Below are 16,342 nucleotides of genomic sequence, written 5' to 3'. Positions count from 1 at the left end.
AAATAACTTATTGAGCGGCTTTGATTTTAGCAAGTGCAATTTCAGCCGCTTCAATTGTTTTATCAATATTTTCATCACTATGTGCGATAGACATAAATCCAGCTTCAAATGCGGCTGGTGCAAGGTAAATACCTTGTTCTAACATCAAGTGGAAAAAGGTTTTAAAACGTTCGACATCGCAATTCATCACATCTTGGTAGCAAGTCACACWTTTTGCATCAGTAAAGAAAATACCAAACATACCACCAACATGGTTAATCACCATTGGAATGCCTTGCTCTTTTGATACGCGTCTTAAACCATGCGCTAATTTGGTTGTCAGTTCATTAAGACGGGAATGCACGCCCGGTTGTGAAACTTCATTGAGGCAAGCAAGACCTGCTGCCATTGCGACTGGGTTGCCTGATAATGTTCCTGCTTGGTAAACAGGACCTAGAGGCGCTAATTTTTCCATTACTTCATGGCGGCCACCAAATGCACCAACAGGCATACCACCACCAATAATTTTACCTAAGCAGGTTAAATCGGGTTGCACATCATAGTAATCTTGAGCGCCGCCTAACGCGACACGGAATCCTGTCATCACTTCGTCAATGATAAGTAAAGCACCGAACTCATCACATAAATCGCGTAAACCCGGTAAAAATTCAGCAGTTGGTGGCACGCAATTCATATTACCTGCGACAGGTTCGACGATGACACAAGCAATATCTTCAGGGTAATTTTCAAATGCTTGGCGAACAGATGTGAGGTCGTTATAAGTGCAAGTTAAAGTATGTTTAACAAAGTCTTCAGGCACGCCCGGCGAGTTTGGTTCTCCCATGGTTAAAGCACCTGAACCTGCTTTGACTAGCAAGCAATCAGCATGACCATGATAACAGCCTTCGAATTTAATGATCTTATCACGCCCTGTATAGCCACGAGCAAGGCGGATTGCACTCATAGTGGCTTCTGTGCCCGAGTTCACCATGCGTATCATGTCAATAGATGGGATCAGTTCACAAACTAATTTCGCCATCTCCACTTCAGCGGCAGTGGGGGCTCCAAAGCTTAAACCTTTATTTACGGCTTTAATTACGGCATCACGGATAGCAGGATGATTATGGCCGAGAACCATTGGGCCCCAAGAACCGACATAATCAATGTAAGCTTTACCATCGACATCATAAATATAAGCGCCATCAGCACGTTCAATAAAGAGTGGTGTACCACCAACGCCATTAAAAGCGCGAACGGGTGAATTGACACCACCAGGAATAAGCTGTTGTGCTTCATTGTATAGGTCTAAAGAGTGGCTCATGCAAGGCTCCTGAAAAAAGGCGATATTAGTCTACGTAAAATAATCTTGTTATTCTAAATCACTGAACCAATTAAACCAAATGACATTCATTGACGCGCTTACTATCTTTATTATTGCTCTTGGAAATTGGCTTACTCGAAATTTTTATCTTTTCAAAGAGTTTGACATAAAACAGGCTTGAAAATCGTTTGAGCAATTCCTTTTAACATGCTTAAAAGTGTGGAAATGTGTTACAGCACTTGAATCAATGGATAAGCTGGCGGATAATTAAGGTAATTGATCTGAGTAGGCTGCTTGCTTACGCTGAATTTACCGCTTGATCGGTATGGAGTTAAAAATGAGTGATGATGCAGCTCTGCCGTTGCAGTTTACTGATGCGGCAGCAATTAAAGTAAAAGACTTAGTCTCTGATGAAGATAATCCGAATCTGCGTCTGCGTGTTTATATCACTGGTGGTGGGTGCAGCGGTTTCCAATACGGCTTTACCTTTGATGACCAAATTAACGAAGGTGATATGACAATTGAAAAGCAAGGTGTTGCTTTGGTTGTTGATCCTATGAGCCTACAATATTTAGTGGGCGGTAGTGTTGATTATACTGAAGGATTAGAAGGCTCACGTTTTGTGGTGACCAACCCTAATGCAAAATCAACTTGTGGTTGTGGTTCTTCATTCAGTGTTTAATTTCTGATAAAAGAGGGGATTTTCCCCTCTTTGAGGTTGTTGACAAAGCGGGATAAAAGCGTGGTTTTCCCCTCCTTGTGCCTTCAGATTAAAGTGGTTAATTATTATTGGTAAGTAATCAATTCAATCATCATAATTATTACTAATTAGTATCCCAATATCACATTCTTTTCGGCTAACTTTTCTTCTATTTATTATCTGAATTCAGTTGCTCACATAAAGATTGCGCGGCTAACAGCACTCTTGGTCCGGCGCGGTGAAACCAATCTTCATTTAGACGTATAATTGGCACAGAAAGTTGTGATTGCCAAAACTGTTCTACAACTTTTTCCTGTTCAATACTGCCTGTCATCACAATAACATCCGGTTTTCTAGCTAAAACTTGTTCACGACTAACTTGTGGCCAAGGCACGGTACTCTTTTCAAAGATATTTTCTCCACCACATAATGAAACTAAGCTATTTTGTAGCGTATTGTTGCCTGCACTGAATAACGGATGCGTACCTAATTGAATAAACACCTTTTTTTCTTATTACCCTGTTTGGTATTTAATTGTTGTAGATGTTTTAATTGCTCGCGCATAGAAAGTATATTTTTCTCAGCAATTTCAGGGTGTGGACTAAATATTTTTAATTGTTCCAGAGCATCAATCACTGAATCAACGGTATCTGGGTCGAAATAAACGACTGGAAATCCCAAAGAGGCGAGTTGATCTAGTGGGCGCTGCGGATTACCGCCTCGCCAAGCTAAGATCAGATCTGGTTTTAGCGCGATGATCCGCTCAACATTTAAACCTTGCCAGTCAGCAATTTGTTCAATTTGTTGTGCTTGAGGTGGATAATCTGAATAAGCACTAACTGCAATTAAACTCTCTCCAAGCCCTGCAGCATAAGCCAATTCTGTATTAGCAGGCGACAAGCTAATGACGCGCTGTTTAGGCTCTGCAATAGCCTGTGCATTGAATAAAAAACACACTAATAGCAAGAGTGCTTGAAAGTGATTAGTGATCCATTTCATCTTTATTTATTCCAAACAATATTTGGTCGTATTTTCGTTAATTAAGGTAATCAATAAATAGAAAAGGCATCAATAACAGATGTTATTAATGCCTTAATAGGTCAATTCATGTTACTTAAGCGAGTTCAGCTAAGATGGCGCTAATCATGATTGAAGATTGGCGTGCAGCAACAGGTAAGAACTCATCAAAACTAGTATGAGATTCTTTATCTGCAACATCAGAAATCGCGCGCACAACAACAAAAGGTGTTTGAAATTGTTGGCAAACTTGACCAATTGCCGTTGCTTCCATTTCAACAGCTGCAACATGCGGGAACATCTTTTTAATGCGAGCTAAAGGTTCTGCGCCATTAATAAATGCATCACCGCTACATATCAAACCACGGACAGCATTCATATCAAGCTGCTTAATGCATTTTTCTGCGAGTGAAATAAGGTTCGGATCAGCGATAAAAGCAGGTGGGCATTGCGCCATTTGTCCCGGTTCATAGCCAAAAGCAGTCACATCAACATCGTGATAGCGTACTTCGGTAGAGACAACAATATCACCGACATTAAGGCGCGGATCTAAGCCGCCAGCAGATCCTGTATTAATCACAACATCAGGTTTGAATAGTTCAAGTAACAATGTTGTTCCGACAGCAGCGGCGACTTTACCAATTCCTGATTTCAATAGTGCGACATCAACACCATTGATTTTTCCAGTATAAATTTCGCAACCTGCACGGCTCAAAGTTTGACAGTTTTCAATTTGTTCACGCAGGATAGCAACTTCTTGCTCCATGGCGCCTATGATACCCACTTTCATTATGTCACACTCTCAGTTGGTTAATTAATCAGTTAAGATTGAGATATTCAAAGTGTAGCATTGAACTGCATAATGTCTGTACCTTTCCCCCTATTTTTAGTCGAAATTAATGATATAACGAATTATGTCTGTTGTTGTATCAAGCATTATCTTGATGTTGTGTGATGTATTCTCTTGTCCCTTAACTGCAATTCGAGTTATTTTGTACTGATATTAATAAAGATGAGGAATTGATGTGAGTGAGATAAATTTTCTAACTAAATTAAATTATCTAAGAAATTATGTCAGTCCTAAATCCCCCAAAATTTCTATTGAAAATGAGGATGCGGTTAATCGGCAATTTGAAAGTGATCGCGGCCGGATTATTAATTCTGCGGCAATCCGCCGTTTACAGCAAAAAACACAAGTTTTTCCTTTGGAAAAAAATGCGGCGGTGCGTAGTCGGTTAACACATTCTCTTGAAGTTCAGCAAGTTGGGCGTTATATCAGTAAAACAGTTATTTATGAGCTAAAAAAGAAAAAACTATTAGAAAAGTATGGGCTTGATCAACGTAGTGATGCTTTTGAAAGTCTCGTTGAGATGTCTTGTTTAATGCATGATATTGGCAATCCGCCCTTTGGTCATTTTGGTGAAGCCGCAATACAAAGCTGGTTTAGTCAATTACTGGCGCCTGACTATCAATTCACACCAGATTTTGCTGATCCTTGCCGTATTGCAGTATTACGGCTAACGGGGGATGCCCGTTTAGATCTATTCCGGCGGCAGTTAAAGCGGGATTTATGCTCTTTTGAAGGTAATGCCCAAGGGCTGCGAATGGCACATCATTTATTAAAACTTAATCTCACTTATGCACAAGTTGGTTCAATTTTAAAATATACACGTGGAGCATACGACCTCGACCCTATCCCAAATGAATTTAGTTATTTAATGAAAAAGCCGGGTTATTACTGGTCTGAACTTAGTTTTGTGAATGAATTATATAAAAAATTAGGTATGGAAAAATATTGCCGTTTTCCACTCTCTTATATTATGGAAGCCGCAGATGATATCTCCTATTGTATTGCTGATTTGGATGATGCTGTCGAGAAGGGCATTCTCACGGTTGAGCAACTGATCAGTCGTTTAAAAGAAGAGTGGGGAGCAGTAAAAGAAGGTGATTTGTTTGATGAAACCGTTATGGCTGCGTTTAATAACATCAATGATAACCACACGAAACGAGTTCAACAAGACCAATTTTTTATGTATTTGAGGGTAAATATAACGACTAGATTGGCTCGTTATAGCGCTAAGCGATTTATTGACAATCTTCCCGAAATCTATGCAGGAAATTTCAATAGTGCTTTGTTAGAAGATAAAAGCCCCGCGCATCAATTACTCAAAGCACTCAAAATGGTTGCATTTAAGCATGTTTTTAATCATCACGAAGTTGAAGACTTAGAATTGCAAGGATATAGAATTATTAATGGGTTATTAGATTTTTATCGCCCATTATTGATGCTTGAAAAGAATGATTTTATCTCTTTAGCAAAAGATAATTATCATAAAAAATATTTCATCGAAACACGTTTGTTCCATAAGTTATCGAATAAACATTGTCTTTCATACAATGAATCTATTGAAAATATTATTGCTACAGATGAAACAGAAAAAGCGATTTTAGAATTTTATTATCGCGCTAGGTTGATCCAAGATTATTTAAGCGGCATGACTGATCATTATGCTTATGAAGAGTATCGTAAGTGTATGGTTTCTAATTGATTTTTTGTTTTTTGTTTGTTTTCATATTATTATTCTCACACTAGATGCTCAGGGCAATATATTTATATATGCTCCTGAGTTATCCGTACTATTAATTTATCTATGATGTGAATGGCCTTTTGGATTTCTCAGATTGTACTGAAAAGATTAATACTTTCTGATGATTAACGTTGAATGGAATGTCATATACATTTAATTAAAGTGTTAAGCATAATATACTGCTGGTGTTTTTTAATGCTGCTTATTTTGTTTATGTCATTTAGTAATATTGGATTTTAGAAAGCAAGAGAACTCAAAAAAGCGTAAAAAAGAGTAAAAAACAGCGGATAAGAGAAAAAGTGATAACTGATCTTTGCCAAAAAACTGCTATCATAAGCCCAGTTTTTACTGACTGTATTTTATACGAGTCATTAGTATTATTATGAAATAGAGTGAAATTATCTTTATTTTTTCTAAAAATTAACTCCTCGTAGTGACGAATTATGGCCCAATTTTACTCGCCAAACCGCCGAACCATACAACGCCGTCAAGTGACGGTGACTATAGATAGTCTAGATGCAGCAGGGCAAGGTGTAGCTCGCTCTGATGGTAAAACAATTTTTGTCGCGGGAGTCCTACCGGGAGAAGAAGCTCGAATTGAATTGGTTGAAGAAAAGCGCCATTTTGCAAAAGCAAAGGTGGTTAAACGGCTAACAACCAGTGTACAACGAGTGAAACCACATTGCCGTTATTTTAATCAATGCGGTGGATGCCAACAGCAACATGTCGATATTGATTTGCAAAGAACAAGTAAAGCAAATGCATTGCAACACATGATGCTAAGAGAAACGGGTGTACGAAAAGAAGCTACGCCTGTTATTTGTGGTGAATCTTATGGTTATCGGCGAAGAGCTCGATTAGGCTTGCAATACCAAGCCAAAAATAAATACTTAGTTATGGGTTTTCGCCAAGAACAGTCGAATACTTTGGTTGATATTAAACATTGTCCAGTTTTACACCAAGAGCTTGATAAACTTATTGCACCATTATCGGATTGCTTGAATCAGTTAAAAATTGCGGCGAAATTAGGTCATATTGAATTGATCTGTGCTGATAATGTCGTGATTGTGTTACTTCGCCATTTGGCGCCATTAAGTTTAGAAGATAGGAAATTACTGCAAAACTTTGAGCAACAGCATCAAGTTTTTGTTTGGTTAGCGGGCGATCAAGATAGCTTACAACCACTAACCGAGACAGCACCATTGCCGGAATATCAAGTCGTTGGCGAGGATTTACAGTTTAGCCCATTAAATTTTATTCAAGTTAATGGTGAGATAAATCAAAAAATGGTGACTCAAGCGCTTGAATGGCTTGAGCTTAATGAGCAAGATCGCGTGTTAGATCTATTTTGTGGTATGGGGAATTTTACATTACCTATCGCCAGACATGCTCAATCCGTTGTTGGTGTAGAAGGTGTTGAGAATTTAGTTAAGCAAGCGCGACTGAATGCTAAGCGCAATGCTATTGAAAATGCGACCTTCTACCATGAAAATTTAGAAGCACAAATTCATACTCAGCCGTGGGCTGCAAAAGGGTTTAATAAAGTTTTATTAGATCCGGCAAGAGCTGGAGCAGCAGGTGTAATGGAACATTTAGTTAAACTGATGCCTGATAAAATTGTCTATGTTTCATGTAATCCGACAACCCTTGCTCGGGATAGCAAAGTTTTGCTTGAAGCCGGATATCAGTTAATGCAACTACGAATGTTGGACATGTTTCCACAAACGAGTCATCTGGAATCAATGGCACTATTTATGTGTAGTCCAAAAGGTTAACAGGTAGGGAGAAAATATGGTTGCTGTAAGAAGTGCACATCTTACCCCGGCAGGTGAGTTTGACCCTGAAAAATGGGTAAGTGGGTTGAAGCTCAATAATCAACAATTAGAACAAAAACTTATCCATACCTGGCAATACTGTCATGATAAATTGGCCGGACAGGAAATCGCGCCTTTATTATTATGGCGTGGTATTGAAATGACCGAAATTCTCTCGACCTTGAGCATGGATATTGGCAGTTTGCAGGCTGCGCTTCTCTTCCCTTTGGTTGAAGAAAATAAACTTGATGAGCAATCCGTCATAGATGATTTCGGTCATTCTATTCATCAGCTCGTTAAAGGCGTGCTAGAGATGGATGCCATCCGCCAATTAAAAGCGACACAATCAGGCGAAACTAGCTCAGTACAAGTTGATAATATCCGCCGCATGTTACTGTCAATGGTGGAAGATTTTCGTTGCGTTGTCATTAAACTTGCCGAAAGAATCGCCCATTTACGCGAAGTAAAAGATGCCAGTGAAGACGAACGCGTTTTAGCCGCTAAAGAGTGTTCGAACATCTATGCGCCATTAGCAAACCGCTTAGGGATTGGGCAATTAAAATGGGAGTTAGAGGACTTCTGTTTCCGTTATCTTCATCCTGATGAATATAAGAAAATTGCCAAGTTACTTCATGAGCGCCGTATTGACCGTGAAGATTACATTGATAATTTTGTTAGCACCTTGCGCAAAAAAATGCTTAAAGAGAATATTCAAGCCGAAATTTATGGCCGACCAAAGCATATCTACAGTATTTGGCGCAAGATGAAGAAAAAATCGCTCGCATTTGGTGAATTATTTGATGTAAGAGCGGTGCGTATTGTGGTTGAACGTTTACAAGATTGTTATGCCGCATTAGGTATTGTTCACACCCATTTTCGCCATCTACCGGATGAGTTTGATGATTACGTAGCTAACCCGAAACCAAATGGCTACCAATCAATTCATACCGTTGTGTTAGGGCCAAATGGTAAAACGCTAGAAATTCAGATCAGAACTCGCCAAATGCATGAAGATGCTGAACTTGGTGTTGCTGCCCACTGGAAATATAAAGAGGGCACGACAGGCGTTGGCAAAGGCGACAGTTATGAGAGCCGAATTGCTTGGTTACGTAAGTTAATAGCTTGGCAAGAAGAGATGGCGGATTCAGGTGAAATGCTTGATGAAGTACGCAGCCAAGTTTTTGATGATCGCGTTTATGTCTTTACGCCTAAAGGTGATGTTGTTGATTTACCCGCCGGTTCTACGCCATTAGACTTTGCTTACCATATTCATAGCGATGTGGGGCACCGCTGTATTGGGGCTAAAATTAGTGGGCGAATAGTGCCTTTTAGCTATCAATTACAAATGGGCGATCAGATTGAAATTATCACTCAAAAACACCCAAACCCAAGTCGTGATTGGTTAAACCCAAATTTAGGTTATGTAACAACAAGCCGTGGGCGTGCAAAAATACACAACTGGTTCCGTAAGCAGGATCGCGATAAAAATGTGTTGGCTGGACGTCAAATTTTAGATAATGAGTTGGTACACTTAGATATTAGTATCAAAGAAGCTGAAAAACTGCTAATTGCGCGTTACAACGTACACACTTTGGACGAGGTTCTGGCTGGCATTGGTGGTGGTGATATTCGTATCAACCAATTAGTCAATTTCTTACAAAGTAAATTCAAGAAGACGACAGCAGAAGAAGCAGATCGCGAAGCATTAAAAACGTTGGAAAATAAAACAACGGCACCTCGCTCAATGTCACAAGGTAATAGCAGTGGGCGAGTTGTGGTTGAAGGTGTTGGTAACCTTATGCACCATATTGCGCGTTGCTGCCAGCCTATTCCTGGTGATGATATCGTTGGTTTTATTACCAAAGGCAGAGGGATTTCAATTCACAGTGTTGATTGTGAACAATTGGCTGAATTACAAAGTCATGCGCCGGAACGTCTGGTCGATGCCGTTTGGGGGGAAAATTACTCCAGTGGTTATTCATTAGTCGTTCGCGTTATCGCAAATGATAGAAGTGGTTTGCTGCGAGATATCACCACGATTTTGGCAAATGAAAAAGTGAATGTACTTGGTGTCAGCAGCCGTAGTGATACTAAGCAGCAACTTGCCACAATTGATATGACCATCGAAATCTATAATTTGCAGGTTTTAGCTCGCGTATTAGCAAAATTGAATCAATTACCTGATGTTATTGAAGCAAAACGCCATTCACAGTAAGGTAATCTGTTGCTTAATGCCGTAAAAATGATCCCATGTTATCCTGATGAAACATGGGATTTTTTATATTCAAAAGGTCAAATTTATGAGCTCAACAATTCCACAAATCGAACGTTTGCTTAATATTATGAGCAAACTTCGCGATCCCGAAAATGGTTGCCCTTGGGATAAAAAACAAACCTTTAAAACCATAGCTCCTTATACACTAGAAGAAACTTATGAGGTGATTGATGCTATTGAGCGGGAAGACTTTGGTGACTTAAAAGGTGAACTTGGTGATTTACTTTTTCAAGTTGTTTTCTATGCTCAAATGGCAAAAGAGCAATCTCGATTCGACTTTGATGAAATTTGCCAAGCCATCAGCGAAAAATTAGAGCGACGTCATCCACATATTTTCGATCCTGAACACCATGCCAATCATGATGTTGCGAAAGGTTGGGAAAAAATTAAAGCTAAAGAGCGTGAACAAAAATCGCAATTTTCAATATTAGATGATATTCCGAGTGCATTACCTGCACTGATGAAAGCCTATAAAATTCAAGGCAGATGCGCATCAGTCGGTTTTGATTGGGATACATTAGGACCTGTTGTTGCGAAAGTTCATGAAGAGCTTGATGAGGTGATGGATGAAGCTTATCAAGTGAATATTGATGAGCAACGACTTGAAGAAGAGATTGGTGATCTATTATTTGCTACGGTTAATTTATCTCGCCATTTAGGCTTCAAACCCGAGATTGCCTTAAACAAAGCTTGCCAAAAATTTACCAAACGTTTTTGTCAAATAGAAAAACGTCTTGCTGATGATGGAAAAACGCCAGAAACTGCTACACTTGATGAGATGGAGCTACATTGGCAGCAAATAAAACAACAAGAAAAACAATCATTCTGAACGGCTGAAAGGATTTAGCTTTTACGGTAGAATTATGCTAGTCTTGGATAAACTGAAGATATTTATCTTCAAGCAATAAATATTTTTATTGCTAATACTTTGATAATATTAGGTTATTGATGAAAGTTGACCTTGTTGTGCTTAGAACATTTGTAGCGAAATTAAGGTTCGGGTATACTGTTTTCCCGTCCTGTTATATCCATCATCTTTTACACCTAAACTTTCAGGTTCAGCATGAAAACTAATTATATATTTGTGACCGGCGGGGTCGTATCCTCTCTGGGTAAAGGCATTGCCGCAGCCTCATTGGCGGCTATCCTCGAAGCCCGTGGACTCAATGTCACCATTATGAAACTGGACCCGTATATCAACGTTGATCCAGGTACAATGAGCCCAACCCAACATGGGGAAGTTTTCGTAACAGAAGACGGCGCTGAGACTGACTTAGATCTCGGCCATTACGAGCGCTTCATTCGTACTAAAATGACACGCCGTAATAACTTCACTACGGGTCGAGTTTACTCAGAAGTGTTACGCAAAGAGCGTCGTGGTGATTATCTAGGCGCTACTATTCAAGTTATCCCTCATATCACTAATGAAATCAAAGATCGCATCATCCGTGGTGGTGAAGGTCATGATGTCGTCCTTGTTGAGGTCGGCGGTACTGTTGGTGATATTGAATCACTACCTTTCCTTGAAGCTATTCGTCAAATGGCTGCGGAAGTTGGTCGTGAACGCACGTTATATCTACATTTAACGCTGGTGCCATACTTAGCAGCAGCAGGTGAAGTGAAAACTAAGCCAACACAGCATTCAGTTAAAGAATTATTATCTATTGGTATTCAGCCTGATGTGTTGATTTGCCGTTCTGATCGCGTTATTCCTGCCAATGAGCGTGCTAAAATAGCACTCTTTTGTAATGTGCCAGAAAAAGCCGTTATTTCACTGAAAGATGTTGATTCGATTTACAAAATTCCAGGCATGTTAAAATCACAAGGTTTGGATGAATATATCTGTAAACGTTTCAACTTAGATTGCCGTGAAGCCGATCTTTCAGAGTGGGAACAAGTGATTTATGAAGAAGCCAATCCGACAGGTGAAGTCACTATCGGTATGGTAGGTAAATATGTTGAATTACCTGATGCTTATAAATCAGTTATTGAAGCATTAAAGCATGGCGGATTAAAAAATCGTCTGACTGTGAATATCAAATTGATTGATTCACAAGATGTTGAAACTCGCGGTGTTGATGTGCTAAAAGGTCTGGATGCTATCCTTGTTCCGGGTGGTTTTGGTGAGCGCGGTATTGAAGGCAAAATTATGACCGCTCGCTATGCCCGTGAAAACAAAATTCCTTACTTGGGTATTTGTTTAGGTATGCAGGTTGCATTAATTGAGTTTGCACGTAATGTCGCCAATATGGCTGATGCTAACTCCACTGAATTCGCACCAGATTGTAAATATCCAGTTGTCGCACTTATCACCGAATGGCGTGATGAAGATGGCAATGTTGAAGTTCGCACTGAAGAGAGCGATCTTGGTGGTACTATGCGTGTTGGTGGCCAACCATGCCATCTTGTTAAAAACAGCTTAGTTCGTGACATGTATGGTTCAGATACAATTATCGAACGCCATCGTCATCGTTATGAAGTGAATAATTTATTGCTAAAACGCATTGAAGAAGCAGGCCTAAAAATTGTAGGTCGTTCAGTTGATAATAAACTGGTCGAAATTATCGAAAACCCAAATCATCCTTGGTTTGTGGCGTGCCAGTTCCATCCTGAATTCACTTCAACCCCAAGAGACGGTCATCCGTTGTTTGCAGGTTTTGTTAAAGCCGCTGGTAGCTACCAGAAAGGTGAGTTGAAATAAGATATGGTGGGGTAGGTTTGTTGCCTATCCCACGAAATTTAACTTGTACTGAGGAAAACCTAATGTCCAAAATCGTTAAAGTGATCGGTCGTGAAATCATTGATTCTCGTGGTAACCCAACTGTAGAAGCTGAAGTTCACTTAGAAGGTGGTTTTGTTGGTTTAGCAGCTGCTCCATCTGGTGCATCTACAGGTTCACGTGAAGCACTAGAACTGCGTGATGGTGATAAATCACGTTTTCTAGGTAAAGGCGTTCTTAAAGCAGTTGCAGCCGTTAATGGTCCAATTGCTGAAGCGCTGATCGGTCAAAACGCAAAAGACCAAGCTAACATCGATAAGATCATGATTGATCTTGATGGTACTGAAAACAAATCTAAATTTGGTGCAAATGCGATTCTTGCTGTGTCTTTGGCAAATGCTAAAGCAGCAGCAGCGGCAAAAGGTATGCCTCTTTATGAGCATATCTCTGACCTAAATGGTACTCATGGTCAATATTCAATGCCTCTACCAATGATGAACATCATCAATGGTGGTGAACACGCAGATAACAACGTTGATATCCAAGAATTCATGATCCAACCAGTTGGTGCTGCTACTTTGAAAGAAGCTGTGCGTATGGGTTCTGAAATCTTCCATCACCTAGCTAAAGTTCTGAAAGCAAAAGGCATGAACACTGCTGTTGGTGATGAAGGTGGTTATGCGCCAAACCTAGAATCAAATGCTGCGGCTCTGGCTGCAATCAAAGAAGCTGTTGAACAAGCAGGTTATGTTTTAGGTAAAGATGTTACTCTAGCGATGGACTGTGCAGCTTCTGAGTTCTATAACAAAGAAACTGGTAACTATGAACTGAAAGGTGAAGGTAAAACCTTTACTTCTCAAGAGTTCACTCATTACCTAGAAGGTTTGACTAAAGAATATCCAATCGTTTCTATCGAAGATGGTCTGAATGAATCTGACTGGGACGGTTTTGCATACCAAACTAAAGTTCTAGGCGATAAAATTCAGTTGGTTGGTGATGACTTATTCGTTACTAACACCAAAATCCTGAAAGAAGGTATTGATAAAGGTATTGCTAACTCAATCCTGATCAAATTTAACCAAATCGGTACACTGACTGAAACATTAGCTGCAATCAAAATGGCGAAAGATGCAGGTTATACTGCTGTTATCTCTCACCGTTCAGGTGAAACTGAAGATGCAACTATTGCAGACTTAGCAGTTGGTACTGCGGCTGGTCAAATCAAAACTGGTTCTATGAGCCGTTCTGACCGTGTTGCTAAATACAACCAATTGATCCGTATTGAAGAAGCACTGGGTAACCGTGCACCATTCAAAGGTCTGAAAGAAGTTAAAGGTCAAGCATAATAGCTTGATACTTATAACTTGAAGCTAAGCTTCTCGTTCAGCTAGTTGATAAACCCCATGTTTTGACATGGGGTTTTTTGTTTAACCAACCATATGATTTAATCACAAGCTAGCTTAATTATATTTAACGCGGACCTCATCGAATCCCATAGAAGTCAAAACTACTGTTGTGGGCAAATCTCTATGGTGGTTTAGATTGGTTTTATCAAAAAATTAATTAACCATTTGCATCAGTTTCTTTTTGAGTTCCTTGATGTTTTTTTTGATATTCTTCTGTTTTTCTCTCAACTTCATCAATACATTTTTTTATCCAGTCTCGATTATTGGGAGCTTGTTCGTAACATCTATCTCCGTCATTCGATATTTTGATCAAATCGACAAAAGTATCAAAATTTTTGAGGTAATAGGCTGCTTTTCCTCGAGGATTATCTTCGGCAACGTGAGTTAAATAATATTTGGCCTTTTTTAAATCTTGTGGAATACCACCAGATCCATGCATATAAATACCATAAAGGTTACTTCCCGCCGCAAGCACGCGATTACCATAAAGATGATAGGCTTTCTCATAGTAGGAGATAGCCTTTTGCATGTTTTCCTCAACACCACCAAAATCATGATGGTAGAAACCCTTAGTTAATAGCGCCAAGCCATTATTGGGATTAATCTTGAGCACTCTCTTTAAGAAAAAGTTGGCAATCACACATTCTTCCTTCGCACTTCCGGCATGATATTGGTGGCCTTTGGTGTCTGAACAACCCACACTAAAAAACGAGTGCATCAGGTAATTATCATCTTCTTGATTGTCGGCTAATGCTCTGTAATAGAGCTCAACAACCTGTTGTTGCGTCTTTGGGCGGGGAGCGCGTTTAGGTAAATCGGGATCATAACGCAGTTCAGTTTCAGTGTAATCGATATTGAATAACCGCTCTCTGACTATTGGAATGGAAGGGGCATTGATATTGGCATTCTGTGCAGATGCAGCCATCATAAAGGTCTCTATGGTGATGAACAGTAAAATACGCTTCATCATGCACACCCTAAATAATGGCTTGCAAGTGAGGCTGTGGATAGGTTTTCAGTATAAAGCTGAGGAGTTAAAGCCATCGTCCCATGATTGGGCTTAGTAAAACCCGCTATAGTATCAATCATTTGATTCAATGTTTGCTGTAAACTTACCGTACTGGTGGGAACATTTTGTTGATGAAATAACACATCGGTCATATCAGTTTGTGTGCCATTACTCCAGTTCACCTTGGTCATCAATTTATGGAAGTTTCCATTATCATCAAAATAATTGGTTTCTTTCTTTTTTAACTCAATGGATTGAATACCTAAATTATCTAAGGTATTTAACTCATGAACTTGGCTGATACCATCTGAATTTTTATCTTGCCACACTTTCAGCTCAGACCACAGGCTATCAATTTTGTCTATGGCGTTATCGCTGTTACTGTCTAATTCAGCCAGTGCAGAAAAACCATCTTTGGCTTTTGTGTGATTGTTCAACACACTATTATCACCAAACAGTTCTTCACCATGATTAATCAAGCCATCTTTATTTTTATCCCACACCAATAATCCGTCATCAGGATGAACCCAGCCAGTTTGTGACTGAGTGCCTTTGCCGTCAAAATCAAAGCTAACACCAAAACTGTCAGCTAGGGTTTGCACCCCATTGCCGTTTAAGTCAATCACTAATGGTGTTTTGTAATCATCAGCTAAATTTTGCAAATTTTTGTACGCTGAATTTGGCCAAAAGGGAATATTCACCCCTTTAATTCCCGCATCTTGAATAATTTTTTGAATAAATTTACCGCAGGTTTTTTCACCTGTTAGACTAAAAGGGTTATAGTTTGTCGGCGAGGTTTTACTTAATTTATAATTATTAATGATGTTGAACAAATTGGTAAGATCTTGAAAAAATTGGGCGCTGTTTGATGTGATAGTCAGCGTAGAAGCATCTTGATAACGAATATGGTCATTAAAAGATAAATTATCTTTTATAGAGCCCCAATCTTCTCCAGAACTGAGACCAATACTGATTTTTTCGTACTTACTGGTTGCAGGATTAAGCCCTTGAACCGTTAGGTAAGTATGCCCCCATTGGGATTTATTCTTTGTGGGATTTCCCTGATCATCATAAATAGTGCTATCTTTCGGCGCCACATGAATAGTAAAATTCGGCATTCTTGGCTGTTTTGGATCAAAGTCCGGACCCAGATCGCGATACATATTCATGTCTTCAAGTTTATGTATTTGTAAATGCTGTATTGGCTTGCTCAATCTAGATATCCTTATCTTACTGTTCGTTAATATAGTGCACTTCTTTCCCAACAACATTGTTTAACTTTCGTTTGTCATAAGCTCAGAAAATAATTAATCATTTATAGTTTGCTTATTTTTATTTCCGCGCTAAATGTTATTCCCGTTTTTATTAGGAAAAATGAATTAAATAAAAATGAGTATCATTTAATTTTGACGATGCAGAATAAACTAAACAATCTTTCTCGTCTAGTCGCATGTCATAGCGGATACTTTTTGTTTTTTCTGTCAAATAGTCGTATATAAGAATATCTTTATTCT

11 protein-coding genes and 1 pseudogene are annotated in these 16,342 nt (G+C 39.3%); 7 read left to right on the top strand and 5 right to left on the bottom strand.

What is annotated here, in order from left to right; all coding sequences use genetic code 11:
* Positions 1-7 precede the first annotated feature (7 nt).
* Positions 8-1,300: a glutamate-1-semialdehyde 2,1-aminomutase gene (gene hemL / locus OO7_RS13630; protein WP_008916509.1), complete on the bottom strand. Its 1,293-nt coding sequence runs from the start codon at positions 1,298-1,300 to the stop codon at positions 8-10.
* Positions 1,301-1,637: 337 nt separating this feature from the next.
* Here hemL and erpA point away from each other — a divergent pair, with 337 nt between their 5' ends.
* Positions 1,638-1,982 (top strand): iron-sulfur cluster insertion protein ErpA, encoded by a 345-nt coding sequence (gene erpA, locus OO7_RS13625; protein WP_008916508.1) that lies wholly within the window; start codon positions 1,638-1,640, stop codon positions 1,980-1,982.
* A gap of 187 nt (positions 1,983-2,169) precedes the next feature.
* On the opposite strand, the pseudogene btuF reads toward erpA, so the two are convergent.
* Positions 2,170-2,999, bottom strand: a pseudogene (gene btuF / locus OO7_RS13620) (vitamin B12 ABC transporter substrate-binding protein BtuF).
* A gap of 115 nt (positions 3,000-3,114) precedes the next feature.
* Positions 3,115-3,807, bottom strand: coding sequence for a 5'-methylthioadenosine/S-adenosylhomocysteine nucleosidase (gene mtnN, locus OO7_RS13615; protein WP_008916507.1), 693 nt, complete (start codon positions 3,805-3,807; stop codon positions 3,115-3,117).
* 235 nt (positions 3,808-4,042) lie between these two features.
* Here mtnN and dgt point away from each other — a divergent pair, with 235 nt between their 5' ends.
* From dgt to eno, 6 genes are all read left to right on the top strand, one after another.
* On the top strand, positions 4,043-5,566 hold the full coding sequence (gene dgt, locus OO7_RS13610) for a dGTPase (protein ID WP_008916506.1): 1,524 nt from the start codon (positions 4,043-4,045) through the stop codon (positions 5,564-5,566).
* 482 nt (positions 5,567-6,048) lie between these two features.
* Positions 6,049-7,380, top strand: coding sequence for a 23S rRNA (uracil(1939)-C(5))-methyltransferase RlmD (gene rlmD, locus OO7_RS13605; protein ID WP_008916505.1), 1,332 nt, complete (start codon positions 6,049-6,051; stop codon positions 7,378-7,380).
* A 16-nt stretch (positions 7,381-7,396) separates the two neighbouring features.
* Positions 7,397-9,634 (top strand): GTP diphosphokinase, encoded by a 2,238-nt coding sequence (gene relA, locus OO7_RS13600; RefSeq protein ID WP_008916504.1) that lies wholly within the window; start codon positions 7,397-7,399, stop codon positions 9,632-9,634.
* 85 nt (positions 9,635-9,719) lie between these two features.
* Positions 9,720-10,523 carry a nucleoside triphosphate pyrophosphohydrolase gene (gene mazG / locus OO7_RS13595; protein WP_008916503.1) on the top strand — a complete coding sequence of 268 codons (804 nt, stop codon included), beginning with the start codon at positions 9,720-9,722 and terminating at the stop codon, positions 10,521-10,523.
* A gap of 234 nt (positions 10,524-10,757) precedes the next feature.
* Positions 10,758-12,395: a glutamine hydrolyzing CTP synthase gene (gene pyrG / locus OO7_RS13590; protein WP_008916502.1), complete on the top strand. Its 1,638-nt coding sequence runs from the start codon at positions 10,758-10,760 to the stop codon at positions 12,393-12,395.
* Between the two features lie 62 nt (positions 12,396-12,457).
* A complete protein-coding gene (eno, locus tag OO7_RS13585) occupies positions 12,458-13,759 on the top strand; it encodes a phosphopyruvate hydratase (RefSeq protein ID WP_008916501.1) in 1,302 nt (433 codons plus the stop codon).
* A 217-nt stretch (positions 13,760-13,976) separates the two neighbouring features.
* Here eno and OO7_RS13580 read toward each other — a convergent pair whose 3' ends face one another.
* Complete coding sequence (locus OO7_RS13580; protein WP_236620655.1) at positions 13,977-14,789, bottom strand: SEL1-like repeat protein; 813 nt, start codon at positions 14,787-14,789, stop codon at positions 13,977-13,979.
* On the bottom strand, positions 14,786-16,042 hold the full coding sequence (locus OO7_RS16260) for a hypothetical protein (RefSeq protein ID WP_008916499.1): 1,257 nt from the start codon (positions 16,040-16,042) through the stop codon (positions 14,786-14,788). The genes OO7_RS13580 and OO7_RS16260 overlap by 4 nt, the downstream gene beginning before the upstream one ends.
* Between the last annotated feature and the right edge of the window lie 300 nt (positions 16,043-16,342).

Source organism: Providencia sneebia DSM 19967, from assembly GCF_000314895.2.
GTDB lineage: Bacteria > Pseudomonadota > Gammaproteobacteria > Enterobacterales > Enterobacteriaceae > Providencia > Providencia sneebia.
Note: the sequence above shows the minus strand (reverse complement) of the source record. Positions and strands in the feature narration are given on the sequence as shown.